This is a genomic window from Enterobacter sp. EGD-HP1 (assembly GCF_000733275.2).
Classification (GTDB): domain Bacteria; phylum Pseudomonadota; class Gammaproteobacteria; order Enterobacterales; family Enterobacteriaceae; genus Enterobacter.
This window is the reverse complement of sequence record NZ_AVOP01000023.1, coordinates 21,387-34,954: the sequence shown is the minus strand read 5'-3', so window position 1 is coordinate 34,954 and position 13,568 is coordinate 21,387. Positions and strand designations below refer to the sequence as shown.

At 55.8% G+C, this 13,568-nt stretch carries 12 protein-coding genes; 3 read left to right on the top strand and 9 right to left on the bottom strand.

All coding sequences use genetic code 11. From position 1 onward, the window contains the following. Positions 1 to 78 precede the first annotated feature (78 nt). Positions 79 to 2,256 (top strand): ATP-dependent DNA helicase DinG, encoded by a 2,178-nt coding sequence (gene dinG / locus N037_RS13785; RefSeq protein WP_032641591.1) that lies wholly within the window; start codon positions 79 to 81, stop codon positions 2,254 to 2,256. Here the strand turns inward: dinG and N037_RS13780 are convergent. From N037_RS13780 to N037_RS13760, 5 genes are all read right to left on the bottom strand, one after another. After that, positions 2,243 to 2,746: a fimbrial protein gene (locus tag N037_RS13780; RefSeq protein WP_023334988.1), complete on the bottom strand. Its 504-nt coding sequence runs from the start codon at positions 2,744 to 2,746 to the stop codon at positions 2,243 to 2,245. The genes dinG and N037_RS13780 overlap by 14 nt on opposite strands. A gap of 7 nt (positions 2,747 to 2,753) precedes the next feature. Further along, the gene (locus N037_RS13775) at positions 2,754 to 3,740 is read right to left on the bottom strand and encodes a fimbrial protein (protein WP_023334989.1); all 987 of its coding nucleotides are present in this window, start codon (positions 3,738 to 3,740) and stop codon (positions 2,754 to 2,756) included. Between the two features lie 21 nt (positions 3,741 to 3,761). Continuing rightward, positions 3,762 to 6,305, bottom strand: coding sequence for a fimbria/pilus outer membrane usher protein (locus N037_RS13770; RefSeq protein ID WP_156369731.1), 2,544 nt, complete (start codon positions 6,303 to 6,305; stop codon positions 3,762 to 3,764). A gap of 27 nt (positions 6,306 to 6,332) precedes the next feature. Further along, positions 6,333 to 7,007 carry a fimbrial biogenesis chaperone gene (locus N037_RS13765; RefSeq protein WP_023334991.1) on the bottom strand — a complete coding sequence of 225 codons (675 nt, stop codon included), beginning with the start codon at positions 7,005 to 7,007 and terminating at the stop codon, positions 6,333 to 6,335. Between the two features lie 68 nt (positions 7,008 to 7,075). Then, positions 7,076 to 7,612, bottom strand: a complete 537-nt coding sequence (locus N037_RS13760; RefSeq protein ID WP_023334992.1) for a fimbrial protein — start codon at positions 7,610 to 7,612, stop codon at positions 7,076 to 7,078. A gap of 256 nt (positions 7,613 to 7,868) precedes the next feature. Here N037_RS13760 and ybiB point away from each other — a divergent pair, with 256 nt between their 5' ends. Next, positions 7,869 to 8,831, top strand: coding sequence for a DNA-binding protein YbiB (gene ybiB / locus N037_RS13755; RefSeq protein ID WP_032641588.1), 963 nt, complete (start codon positions 7,869 to 7,871; stop codon positions 8,829 to 8,831). Between the two features lie 116 nt (positions 8,832 to 8,947). Here ybiB and ybiJ read toward each other — a convergent pair whose 3' ends face one another. The 3 genes from ybiJ to mcbA form a co-directional block, all read right to left on the bottom strand. After that, the gene (ybiJ, locus tag N037_RS13750; RefSeq protein ID WP_032641586.1) at positions 8,948 to 9,208 is read right to left on the bottom strand and encodes a DUF1471 family protein YbiJ; all 261 of its coding nucleotides are present in this window, start codon (positions 9,206 to 9,208) and stop codon (positions 8,948 to 8,950) included. A 285-nt stretch (positions 9,209 to 9,493) separates the two neighbouring features. Beyond that, on the bottom strand, positions 9,494 to 9,760 hold the full coding sequence (locus N037_RS13745) for a DksA/TraR family C4-type zinc finger protein (RefSeq protein ID WP_023334994.1): 267 nt from the start codon (positions 9,758 to 9,760) through the stop codon (positions 9,494 to 9,496). Between the two features lie 122 nt (positions 9,761 to 9,882). Next, on the bottom strand, positions 9,883 to 10,149 hold the full coding sequence (gene mcbA / locus N037_RS13740; protein ID WP_023334995.1) for a DUF1471 family periplasmic protein McbA: 267 nt from the start codon (positions 10,147 to 10,149) through the stop codon (positions 9,883 to 9,885). A 243-nt stretch (positions 10,150 to 10,392) separates the two neighbouring features. Here mcbA and rlmF point away from each other — a divergent pair, with 243 nt between their 5' ends. After that, complete coding sequence (gene rlmF / locus N037_RS13735) at positions 10,393 to 11,304, top strand: 23S rRNA (adenine(1618)-N(6))-methyltransferase RlmF (protein WP_023334996.1); 912 nt, start codon at positions 10,393 to 10,395, stop codon at positions 11,302 to 11,304. Between the two features lie 45 nt (positions 11,305 to 11,349). Here rlmF and ybiO read toward each other — a convergent pair whose 3' ends face one another. Further along, entirely contained in the window at positions 11,350 to 13,554 is a 2,205-nt protein-coding gene (ybiO, locus tag N037_RS13730) for a mechanosensitive channel protein (protein ID WP_032641582.1), read from the bottom strand. Positions 13,555 to 13,568 lie beyond the last annotated feature (14 nt).

Genomic DNA, 13,568 nt, shown 5'->3' with positions numbered 1-13,568 from the left:
AGCCGGGCTTTTCTTTTTGCGGCCGCGAAGAGAAAGTGCCACAATAGTGGCTGTTTATACAGTATTTCAGGTTTTCCAATGGCTTTAACCGCTGCGCTCAAGGCGCAAATTGGCGCATGGTATAAGGCGCTACAACAGCAGATCCCCGACTTTATCCCCCGAGCGCCGCAGCGGCAGATGATTGCTGACGTGGCAAAAACGCTCGCCGGGGACGACGGGCGACATCTGGCGATTGAAGCCCCGACCGGCGTCGGGAAAACCTTGTCGTACCTCATTCCCGGCATCGCGATCGCGCGGGAAGAGGACAAAACGCTGGTGGTCAGCACCGCCAACGTGGCGCTGCAGGATCAGATCTTCAGCAAGGATTTACCCCTGCTGCGCAAAATCATCCCCGACCTGCGGTTTACGGCAGCCTTTGGGCGCGGGCGTTACGTGTGCCCGCGTAACCTGGCGGCGCTGGCCAGCAGCGAGCCGAATCAGCAGGATCTGCTCGCGTTTCTGGATGACGAGCTGACGCCAAACAATAAGGCCGAGCAGGAGCAGTGTGCAAAGCTCAAAGCCGAGCTCGACGGCTATAAGTGGGACGGCCTGCGGGATCACACCAGCCAGGCCATCAGCGACGACCTGTGGCGCAGGCTCAGCACCGACAAAGCCAGCTGCCTGAACCGCAACTGTCACTACTACCGCGAGTGCCCGTTCTTTGTCGCCCGGCGTGAGATCCAGGAGGCGGAAGTGGTAGTGGCAAACCACGCGCTGGTGATGGCCGCGCTCGAGAGCGAAGCGGTGCTGCCGGAGCCTAAAAACCTGCTGCTGGTGCTTGATGAAGGCCATCATCTGCCGGACGTGGCGCGGGACGCGCTGGAGATGAGCGCCGAAATCACGGCGCCCTGGTTCCGCCTGCAGCTGGATCTGTTCTGCAAGCTGGTGGCGACCTGCATGGAGCAGTTCCGCCCGAAAACCACGCCGCCGCTGGCGGTGCCCGAGCGGTTGAGCGACCACTGCGAAGAGGTCTACGGCCTGATCTCATCGCTCAACAACATTCTGAATCTCTATCTTCCGGCAGCCCAGGAGGCGGAACACCGCTTTGCGATGGGAGAGCTACCGGAAGAGGTGATGGAGATCTGCCAGCAGCTGGCGAAGCATCTGGAAAAGCTGCGCGGCCTGGCGGAGATGTTCTTAAACGATCTGAGCGAGAAAACCGGCTCGCATGACGTGGTGCGTCTGCACCGCATTCTGCTGCAGATGAACCGCGCGCTGGGGATGTTTGAAGCGCAGAGCAAGCTCTGGCGGCTGGCCTCGATGGCGCAGGCGTCCGGCGCGCCGGTCACCAAATGGGCCACCCGCGACGTGCGGGACGGGCAGGTTCACCTCTTTTTCCACTGCGTCGGCATCCGCGTGGCCGATCAGCTGGAAAAGCTGATCTGGCGCAGCGTGCCGCACGTGGTTGTCACCTCCGCCACGCTGCGTTCCCTGAACAGTTTTTCTCGTTTGCAGGAGATGAGCGGACTGAAAGAGAAAGCGGGCGACCGTTTCGTGGCGCTGGACTCGCCGTTTAACCACTGCGAACAGGGCAAGCTGGTTATTCCGCGCATGAAATTCGAGCCGCTCATCGACAACGAGGAGCAGCACATTGCGGAAATGGCGGCCTACTTCCGCGAACAGGTCGAGAGTAAAAAGTACCCCGGCATGCTGGTGCTGTTTGCCAGCGGGCGCGCGATGCAGCGCTTCCTGGAGCACGTCACCGACCTGCGTTTACTCCTGCTGGTGCAGGGCGATCAGCCGCGCTACCGGCTGGTGGAAACCCACCGCAAGCGCATCGATAACGGTGAACGTAGCGTGCTGGTAGGCCTACAGTCCTTTGCTGAAGGTCTGGATTTGAAAGGGGACTATCTGACGCAGGTACACATCCATAAAATCGCCTTCCCGCCTATCGACAGCCCGGTGGTGATCACCGAAGGGGAGTGGCTGAAAAGCCTCAACCGCTATCCGTTTGAGGTGCAGAGTTTACCCGCGGCGTCGTTTAACCTGATTCAGCAGGTCGGGCGTCTGATTCGTAGCCACGGCTGCTGGGGCGAGGTGGTGATTTATGACAAGCGTTTACTCACTAAAAACTACGGTCAGCGGCTGCTGAACGCGCTGCCCGTTTTCCCGATTGAACAACCGGATGTGCCTGAAGTAAAAAAACGCCCGGCAAAATCCTCTGCCGGGCGTACAAAAAGCATCCGTGCTAAGAGGCGCGGTCCTACTGGTAAATAAACGTGACCTGAACAACGCTGCTGAATGTGCCGGCGGTAACGGGCAGGGCGGTGGCGTAATAGCGGGCAGAAAGCGGGAAATCAGCGGTATGATCGTCCTGATTCACCAGAACGCTGAAGCTTGCCTGCGGGGCGATGAGCATCTTATCCGGGCGATCGGCCAGCTCCAGCGCCAGCCCACCGGCCGTACCGGTGTTAGCGAATTTATTCGGGTGCGCGCCGTCGGCCTGGCCGATAAATGTCGCCGTCGCAAGCGTGGTGGTTGACGGGCATTTTGACAACGTCAAATCAAACGCTTTCCACTCGCCGGTATCCCCCACGTCCTTAAAATTACCCGCCACTGCCTGACCCAGATTGACCGTCAGGTTCTGGCTGGCGCTATCGACCGTGCAGGTATTGGCGTAAATGTTGCCGGTCATCTCTATCTGAATATCTTCCGCATAAGCGTTTGCCAGCAGGCCGAGGGTCAGGAAAATCAAATATCTCTTCATTGTGAACCTACTTATACGCAACGGTAATGGTCGCGACGGTATTGGCCGGTCCGGGGGTGACGGTATCGCTTATCTGCTCGTAGCGTACCTTGAAGGGAATGTTTAGCGTTTCGTTGGCGTTTGCGGGGCTTGAGGTGGTGAAGTATTCATCAAAAGCCGGAATCTTGTTATCGGAGACGATAGATACCCCCACCCCTGTTGCCACGCCGCTTTCCGGGGTCAGCTTAATGACCCCTTCGTAGCCGGGGACATAGCCGTTCGCGCTGCTGATCTTCAGCTCCGGCTGAACCGTCGTATTACAGTTCAGGCTAACGTTAAAGTCCTTTTCGTCGGTGAGCAGGCCGGTTGAGAAAAACTGGCTCACGGGAAAATCGCCCAGCACCACGGTCAGGCTTTTTGGCGAGACGGAGCAGGTCACCTGCTGGACATTGATGTTCCCTGCGTAGGAGACAGAGTTTGGATCGCCGATGCCATCGTGGTGATAAACACCAATCCCAAAACGGGTCTGACTTTGATTCAGCGTGCCTGACGTCACCGTATCGCTGGTTTTGACCAGCTCAAGCGTAACGTCAAAGTTAAAAGAGAGATTGCCGTCACTGGAGACATAACCGACCGGTGTTCCCGTTGAGATGCAGTTTACGCCTCCCGCTCCGCTGATGCGTTGGCCCCGATCGTTCATCAATGCGACACCAATTCCGGGTACGCCAGAATCGTAGACGCCTTTCAGGCCCGGGATTTCCGCGCCAGTGCCGTAATAGCATGAGACAATTTCCAGTCCGCTTTCTACCGCCTGATCGCAATGACCGGCGACATGGGTGCTCTGTTCGGTGCCGGGAATGGTCTCGCCAACCGCCAGCGTCGTCGGGACGGAGATGGATGCCACATTGATCATTTTGGGCAGATCCGGCGTGGTGCATGTCGCTTTCGCATGCGGCATAAATAACGCGGCGGTTCCCAGAACCAGTAAGAAGAAGCACTGTTTAATCATTTGCATAATATTTGCCTGATGGATGCATCAATGACACTGCGCCGCAGCGTTGATAATGCTGGTTTTCTCTTTCTCATCCGTTAGTGCATAGTCAGCGACGCAGTGCTCGCTCACATCCTCTCCCCAGGAGACGGCGAGATGCCCTTGCTGTGGCAGACCCGAGAGGTACGTCTGTCCGTCGTTACCGACAATAAACTCGCTGTCCTTATCCTCCGTGGTTACCGTTGCGCCGAAGGGCAGCGGTTTGCCGTTGTGGGTGAGCGTCATCAGCACGCGATTGCCCACGCGGGTAGCAAAGCTCGCCCGCACCACGGCGCCGCGCGTTGGGGTCACCACCTGTGCCGCGTGCGTCACGTCGGCGTTGTCCGGCAGCGTTTCGGTATCCAGTGCGATGGTGTTATGGCGATACGCGGTAACAAACGGCACGACGGTATAGCCGCGGAAATCGGTCTCCACGCCCGTCTGGTTAGTGATATGCGTCCCGTGCGTGCCGGGTGCTTTCACCAGCGCGATGGTCTCACCGAGCGGCTGGCTCAGGGTGATCCCGTTCGCGTGGGCAACCACGCCGCCCTGCAAACCAACGTTAACGGTCTGCTGATACTTATCCTGACTGACGCCTGCGCTCACTTCGCCATAAGTCGCTTTGTAATCGGCGTTCATGCTGGTCGAGCTACCGCTGCCGGTACTGCTCAAACCTTCCTGAATATTCCAGTTCAGGTTGTCTTCCTTCAGCGCCGTGCCGTTCAGGCCGAGATTCTGCGTGGTACCGTCTTTGGTATTGTTCAGGTTGTAGGTGGCCCAGGTGTTATGCATCCAGTGGTCCAGCGGAACGGAGACGCTCAGCGAGAACTGGTTGTCGTTCGTCACCTCATCGCCGTTTTCATCGCTGTCGTTGGTGTTCTTGTTCATGCTGTAGCTCAGGCTGTAGCTCACCCCGTGCCAGCTGTTGTTGTAGCTGACGCTCATGGAGGTCATGTCCTGGTTCTGGCTCCAGTAAGTCTCTTTCACCATGCTCAGGGTGACAGATCCCCAGCCTTCAGGCAGCGTCTGGTCGACGGTGGCCTCGGTGCGGGCGCGGCGCTGCTGAGGGGCTGACCAGCCGTCAGAGCGGGTGTAAGACTCCATGGTGTCTTCCAGGGTGTAAAACCCTTTGCTGTTGTAGCGATAGCCCGCGAGCGAGAAGTTGGTGCCTGAACCGGCAAAATCTTTGCTGTAGCGCACGCGCCACGATTGCCCCTTGCTGGACTGCTGCTTTTTTAGCAGGGCTTTCGCGCGGGTGACGTCGATGGAGAACGCCCCTAAATCGCCCATGTTTTTCCCGGCGCCGAGCGCCTGGGACTGATAGTGGCTGCTCTGCTGTACGCCGCCGTAAGCGGTGAAACCATAGGGCAGGCCGTAAATCGCGCTGCCCTGAGCAAACGGCGTCTTCTCGACGTCTTTGTCGTAAGAACGGTACCGCCCGGCGGTCACGCTGTAGCGCAGGTTTTTTTCACGCTGCAGTACCGGCACGGAGGCATACGGCACCACGAAATGGCTTTCGCTGCCGTCGGTCTCTTTCACGGTGACCTGCAGATCGCCGCTGCTGCCGGTGGGGTAGAGATCGTTAATTTCAAACGCGCCGGGGGCAACCGTGTTCTGATAAATGACGTAGCCGTTCTGGCGAACCATCACCAGCGCATTGCTGTGTGCGGTGCCGCGAATGATCGGCGCATAGCCTTTCTCGCTGTCCGGCAGCATGTCGCTGTCGGATTTAAGCTCCACGCCGGTGTAGGGTACGCTGTCAAAAACATCAGAAGGCGAGGAGCTTTGCCCAACGGTGAGATCGCTCTTCATCGCCACGATATCGCGCTGGGCATAGGTATAAACGGAGGAGAATTTTTGCTGCTCTTCCTTGCCCTGGGTGCTGCGATTCCACGTGGAGTAGTTGCGTACGCGCCAGGCACCGACGTTAAAACCGGGACGCAGGTTAACGTACTGGCTGCTGTTATCCTGTTCGCCCGGCTGACGCGCATGGCTCTGGCTGGCGGTTGCGCTGTAGTTGAGAATGCCTGCGGTGATCCCCTCGTCGAATTCTTTCGGGTCGATATAGCCGCGTGGAACCTGGCCCAGGGCCAGCTGTGGAATACTGAGCAGCAGCTGCTGGTTGCGAACGTGAAACGACGCGGAGGCTGCCGGGATGGCGGTTAAATCAGCGCACTGGCCTTTTACCATCAGCGCCGGATATTTTCGGGTTTTGATACCCAGGCTTTTTAAGTCGCTCAGGCTAAAGCAGGGCTGAAGCGCACTGTTGCCGTGTGAATCTTTTCGTAATGAGAACGTGACGTCGCGGGTATCAATTTTGTTGTTATTAATAAAAATGGCGACCTGATATTTACCCGGTGCTTGTCCCGGCCCTTTTTCATAAACTGACAGATCGGTCTTACCCTGTTGCGGATTATCAATATCCAGCAGCGCCGGGTTAAAATAATCATCAGCCAAAACCTGCTGCGCAAAGATCGCCAGTGCCAGGCCACAGAGAATGACCAGCAGTGATGAAATTCGGCAGGTGAACGGCTTTTTATGGCTGTACATGATTATTATAATTGTCCGCGTGGGGTATTAGTGGACTGATTTCGACCAGGTCTGGCTGATGCTGCCGTAATCCGTAATAATGGAATACGCGACAGTGGAACCGCTGACGTTGCCCGGTAAGGCAAAATGCGTTTCCGTTTCCGGAATTGCCCATGTGGCTTTATCCACTTTATGGCCGTTCAGCGTCACCTTCTGGAAATTCATATAGAAAGGCGTCGGGTTATTGACGACCAAATCGTTGCCCTCGCGATGCCACTCAAGTTTATTGGCGACATCTTCAGGTTTGCCTTTCACCGCGGGTGGGCGATACAACAATTTAATGCGCGTATTAATGGCAATTTGCAGGGTATTGATCCCATCAACGTGCTTTGACGAGGGGATGGCTTTGATATTCAGCCAGTACATGGATTCACGATCTTCCGGTAAATTACCGCCGGTGCGCACCACGCGCAGAACGTTATCCTCTTTCGCATCAAGGCGAAAAAGCGGGGGAGTGATCAGAAAAGGGGCTTTGGCCAGGTTTTTACCGCCAGAGTCGACCCAGGACTGCACCAGATAATCCGTTGTATCCGGGTTTGAAAGACCAAGAGACGATTCCTTTTTATCTCCCTGGTAGACCAGACGTGTGCCATTAATAATGACACCTGCATGTGCAGTGGCGGCCGCCAGTAAAAGCGTGCTCAGTAAATAACCGTGGCGCATAAATATTTCTCAATAATAGAAGAGATATTAACGCCTATAAACGCGTTAATATCTCAGGATTGAAAATATCAGTTATAGATAACGGTGAAGGTCGATACGGAGTTAGCCGGACCTGCGGTAATCGCGGCTCCGGTTTGAATATAACGAGCACCGAATATCAGGTCGTTTACCGCCGTGCCGGAGGCTAACGGATATTGCTGAGAAGGGGTATACAGACTCACCGGCTGTTCTGAAGCGTCAACCAGCTGAATGGCTACACCCGTGGCCGCATCCACGTCCGGCGTTAATGCCAGCGTGGCGTTGTTATTCGCATCCGGCGTTCCACCGAAGTTAATCGCTGCGGAGGTAACGGTTTCTGGACAATCTTTTAACTGAATATCGAACTTCGTTAACGTGCTGGTAGAGCCTGCACCGGCAAATACCGTTTTAGAGACTTTGCCTAACTGAACGTTTAACGGATTACTCAACCCGTTAACCACCTGACATGCTGAATCAATAATTTCCCCGGTGAAGTTGATCTGACCTTCACCGTCTGTTGCCGCAAAAGCGGATGCAGAACATCCCACCGCTGCGGCGATAAATAAACCTAAAGCAACCTTGTTCATAAACAATCCTGGTATATTTCGGGTGAGAACGTTGCCTGGACGTTTTCACCGTTGACCCTAAATGACTTTCCGCTGGTTATTTAATCAAAAAAGGCATGGCTAAGAATGTTCTTTAGAAATCACAAATAATTGAAAAATTGCTTGTGTTTATTTTTTATCATTAATACAGAGCATTGGGTTAGGGGATAAAACACTAACGGCCAGGCAATCATCAGGGCTATATTGTTGACATGATGATGCTGTCAGGAGAGAAGTCGTGGATTATCGCAAAATTATCAAAGAGGTAGGGCGCGGGAAAAATCATGCCCGCGATCTGGACCATGAAACCGCGCGTGCGCTTTATACCCGCATGCTTGAGGGCGACGTCCCCGATCTGGAAATGGGGGGGATTCTGATCGCGCTGCGCATCAAAGGGGAAGGTGAGGCGGAGATGCGCGGGTTCTATGAAGCCATGCAGGCGCAAACGCTGCGCTTAACGCCGCCCGTGGCAAAGCCCATGCCGATCGTGATCCCGAGCTACAACGGCGCGCGCAAGCAGGCAAATTTAACCCCGCTGCTCGCTATCTTATTACACAAGCTGGGGTTCCCGGTGGTAGTGCACGGCGTAAGCGAAGATCCCACCCGCGTGCTGACGGAGACTATTTTCGGAATGCTGGGCATTGAGCCAACGCGTCATGCCGGTCAGGCGCAGGCGAAGCTGGACGGTCATCAGCCTGTTTATATCCCGGTCGGCACGCTCTGCCCGCCGCTGGAAAAGCAGCTTGATATGCGCTGGCGCATGGGCGTGCGTAACAGCGCACACACGCTGGCGAAACTGGCCACGCCGTTTGGCGAAGATGCCGCCCTGCGTCTCTCCAGCGTCTCGCACCCGGAATACGTGGCGCGTGTGGGGCAGTTCTTTGAGGCGATTGGCGGAAGGGCGTTACTGATGCACGGCACCGAAGGCGAGGTTTATGCGAACCCGCAGCGCTGCCCGCAGGTGATGCTGATTGATTCTGCAGGTACGCGCGCGATTCTGGAACGGGGGGAAGAAAATACCGGTGTGATATTGCCTGAGGCAAAAGATCCCCATACTACGACCCACTGGATTGAGCAGTGCCTTGCCGGAAATGTGCCTGTTCCGCATTCGATCAAGCTGCAGATGGCCTGCTGCTTGCTGGCAACCGGAGAAGTGGAATCCGTCCAGGCCGGGCTTGAACGCGTGGCGCAGGCGTTTTAGACAAAAAAAAGCCCGTCCAGTGGCGGACGGGCAAGCAAGGGTAACAACAACAGGGTCAATGAGGGTGGAGCAGCTCACCAGAGGGTATGGCGAGGGTACAGCATTCGTTCAGGCGATTATTTGTAGATAACCGCGGTACCGCTCAGCTTGTTATTGCCGTTAGCGGAGGTAATGGTGTATCCGCTTGAACCGGCAGCAGCGGCTTTCTCAGCCAGTTTGGCTTCCAGACCGTCCAGCGTGGTGGCGCCATCAGCACTGACCACACCGACTTTGTTCATGTTCTGTGCCTGAGTAGAAGAGACAGGCTCTACAGCGAAAGCGCCGAAAGACAGAGCGGACAGGGCAACAGCAGCTACAGCATATTTGATGGTTTTCATAATTAATCTCTCGCAGGTTTTTCTGTTAAGGGGACGATGTTCCGTCGATGTGATAAGTATCACGGTTTTTTGCGAGTGATAAAATCGAAGAGAATTGACGTGGTTGCTCAAAAAAATTGAATGACAAATAACTTATTGAATATTAATAAATTCAAAGTACCGCTTTACACTTCTTGCGGATGCGCTTTACAGAAGCGATATGAAGGGCACGTTTTGCTACGCGTCTGGCTAAAAATCGTGAGCGTAAAGGAACGCACGTGCCCGGTTAACTTGGGTAAAGCAAAGTCAACGTAACTGGCTGTCTTTCGAACCTCTGCGATTATATCCTGAATGGGATGCATTTTTTGAATCTTTTTGCTGCTGGCACGTGATGCAAAGCCGTACGCCGGGAATAGCTTTTCGGCGCGCCTCCGGAATGGGTTCTCCGCATTCTTCGCATTCAGTTAAGCTTTCGCCGTGCGGAATTTCACCGCGGGCACGCGCAACCGCATCTTCAATAGTACTGTTGATCTGTTCGTTAACAGCGTCGTCATTTGCCCAGCCGGAAGCCATAGCGTCCTCCTGAAATCGGTTTAGGCCATATGTTTACTATGGGGTTAAAAAATGAACAATCAAGGCGAAGGGAGAAGTAAACTGCACCCGTTGAGCAGATGCAGTCTTGTGGAAGAGACAGATTATTTATAAATGGTCGCAGTGCCGTACATATGGTTATCTCCGCCAGCGGAGTTCACCACGAATCCTTTTGCACCTTCCTGACGGGCTTTTTCGGCGAGCTTATCCTGCAGATCGTCGAGGTTACTGGCACGACTTACCGAAACGGTGCCCGCAGGACGTAGCTGGCTCGTATCGGTACTTTGGGTCAGTGACTGAACGGCCATGGCAGAGAAGGACGCGGTCGCCAGGGCGGCTGCGATAACAGCAAGGGTCAGGTACTTTTTCATAATCACATCCTCATGAGGAAACAACAGGTGATTCCCTTTAAGTTTAGAAGCCTGACGAGTGTGACTTAGCGCAAATATTTGATGATGATCTGCTTATTTTTTGAACGATATAAATTGACAATTCGTTGACGGATCATAGACATAAAGGTGTTTGATTTGTGGCGATTTTTTGAGCGGCGCAGAGAAAGATTTACCGCTGGGCCAGCAAAGGGTATCTTACGCCGCTGTTTAAAGGAGAATGCCATGACTGCCCAAAAGCCGGGATTACACCCGCGAAATCGCCACCGCAGCCGCTACGATATGAACGCGTTATGCCTGAGCTGTCCGCCGCTGCAGGACTATCTTGTTCAGACCCCCGCGGGTGAACCCTCGGTCAACTTTGCTGACCCGCAGGCGGTTAAAATGCTGAACAAAGCCCTGCTGGCGCATTTTTACGGTGTAGCTCACTGGGATATCCCGGAAGGCTTTCTCTGTCCACCTGTTCCGGGCCGCGCTGATTACGTGCATCACCTTGCCGATCTTCTTGCCGAAGGGAATGAGGGTGTCGTCCCACAGCAGGCCACCATTCTGGATATTGGCACCGGGGCGAACCTGATTTACCCGCTGATCGGCGCGCATGAATATCAGTGGCGCTTTACCGGAAGCGAAATCGGTGACGAGGCCTTTGCCAGCGCCCAGGCGATTATCAGCGCTAACCCGGGATTGAGCCGCGCCATTCGCCTGCGTCGTCAGAAAGACGCGGCGTCGATCTTCAACGGCATTATTCACAAAAACGAAAGCTATGACGCCACGATGTGCAATCCGCCGTTCCATGATTCGGCGGCATCGGCCCGTGCGGGCAGCGAGCGCAAGCGTCGTAACCTGGGTCAGGCTGAAGATGCGGCGCTGAACTTCGGCGGTCAGCAGCAGGAGCTCTGGTGTGAAGGGGGCGAAGTGGCGTTTATCCTGCGCATGATAGCGGAAAGCAAGCAGTTTGGCCGTCAGGTGAAATGGTTCACGACGCTGGTTTCCCGGGGGGATAACCTGCCCCCGCTCTACCGCGCGCTGACCGAAGCGGGCGCCGTAAAAGTGGTGAAAAAAGAGATGGCGCAGGGCCAGAAACAGAGCCGCTTTATCGCCTGGACGTTTATGGACAATAGCAAACGTCGCAAATAGCACGCCGTCGTCGGCCGGGTAAGGCGAAGCCGCCACCCGGCTCGGTTACAGCGTCGGCTCCTGCGGAGGGAGCGGCGATGCGGGCGGCGGTAATACCTGATAGGTCTGCACGGGCATCCGCACGTTCGCCAGATCAAAGTGTTTTTTCACCATGCTGTCGAGCGCAAAGCGCACCGTCCACTGCTTCAGCGGCTGGGTGGTGAACGACACGCGCAGGGTAAATGCCGTGTTCGTCAGCCCGACGATGCCGGCAAATGACGGCTCTCCGATCACCAGCCCGCGAATGTCCTCCATCTCCATCAGTTCTTCTACCGCATCCCGCAGCGCCTGCTTCGCTTTGTCCGCATCCTCGTGGCGATCCACATCGTAGTTCGCCACAACGGAACCAATGCCGCGCACAAAGTTGGCGAAGGTGGTGATCGAAGACCAGGGAATGATGTGGTACGCCCCGGTGTCCTGACGCACGCCAACCGAGCGGATGGACATCCTCTCCACGGTGCCGGTTAACGGCCCGATGGTCACCAGATCGCCCGTGTTCATCCCGTTCTCAAACTGGATAAAGATGCCGGTAATAATATCCTTCACCAGCGTTTGTGAGCCGAAGGAGATGGCCAGCCCCAGGGCACCGGCACCCGCCAGCAGCGGGGCGATATTCACGCCAATTTCCGACAGCACGATCATAATGGTGATGGTGCTGATAATGACCGCCAGCGCGTTGCGGAACAGGGTTAACAGCGTTCTTGCCCGCGCGCTGGGTAGCGGCCTGCCGTGTATATCCGAGACAAGACGGTTCTCAATAAGGCTCGCCAGCAGCGTCCAGCCGACGGCGGAGAAGAACAAAATCAGCGCGATGCGAATCAGGATATCGACCGTTTTTTCACCCGCACCGTTGTGCAGCCAGTTCCAGAAATCAAACAGGCTCCACGCATTCAGGAGCAGCATAATCGCCACGCAGACGGTGAGAATGCGCGCCACTTTGAGTGATACCGACATCCAGCCGTTTACCCGTTTTTGCAGTTCCGGGTAATTACGCTGGACCTGCGGCGACAGGGTGATGGTTTTCGAGATCCAGCGCGACAGCAGCCCCGACACAAAGGCCGCGATGCCGATAATCGCCAGGCTTTTAAACGTCGCCCCCATCATAAATTTCAGGCTATTGCCCGGGTCAAACAGCGAGAAGAAGCACAGCACGATGAAGTAAGCGCTTGCCAGCCAGTGCCACACCAGGGCGAACGCGCGAATAAAGAGGCTAAAGAACGAGAGGGAGCGATCGGCCAGATTCAGCAGGCTTTGGGTGATGGTTTTTTTATTGTGGAAGATAAGATACAGCGACCAGACGGTAATGCAGATCATGATCAGCACGTTTGCCAGCGCGCCAAACTGGACGTTCACCTGGTTGGAGATGATCGGCACGGCAACCAGCAGGCCGTAGCCAATCAACCCGCTGAGCACGCTCAGACGCAGCGCCCAGTACCTCGCGCTCGCATCCCGAATGGAGAAAGGACGCAGCGCCGGCACGTGCGGACAAAAGAGTAACCGCAGCAGCGCCTTGAAGAACTCAATCAGGGCAAAGGCATTCAGGAAAAGCGACTGCTGAAAGGCGATGGTTTTGTTGCCAGCATTCAGCCTGTCGGCCAGCATCTGGCCTAAAAACAGCGTCAACGCCAGCAGCAGTAAATCGATGATAAACGCTGAGGCTATCATCAACGGCAGGTGCAGCCAGCTGCTTTTATGCTGATTCTTCCTGCGTCCCCATTGCCCCATTTTGCGGTACAGCGGCCACGCGCACAGGCGCACCAGCCAGTAAAAAAGAAATACCGCACCCGCCAGCATCAGGAACTGCGTGGCGGCGGCGAAAAACGTTTGCGGGTTAAATGCCTTATGCGGTGAGCCAATCAGGTTGCGGTAAAGCTGAGCGAAGCGCGAGGAGAACGCTTCCCCATAGCGGCGGCTCACGTCGGTGACGTTCTCCAGCACCGTTTTTTGCTCCTCAACCTGCGGAGGGGTGAGGGTTGGCACCGACGCCTGCGGCGGCGTGGCGGCGGCTTTGCGCAGCTGACCAATGAGCTCCTGCCGGGAGGTGTCGTTCTCGAGGACGTCGGCAAGGGCACCGTAGGCGGCTTTTTTCTGTTCGGCATCGGGCTCCGGAGGTGGCGTACTTTGCTGGGTTCCGGTGGTGACGCCGGGGATCGAGACGGCGAACGATGGCGCACTACACAGGCTTATCAACAGCAACAGGATCCACGGCACGGCGTCCTCCGGTG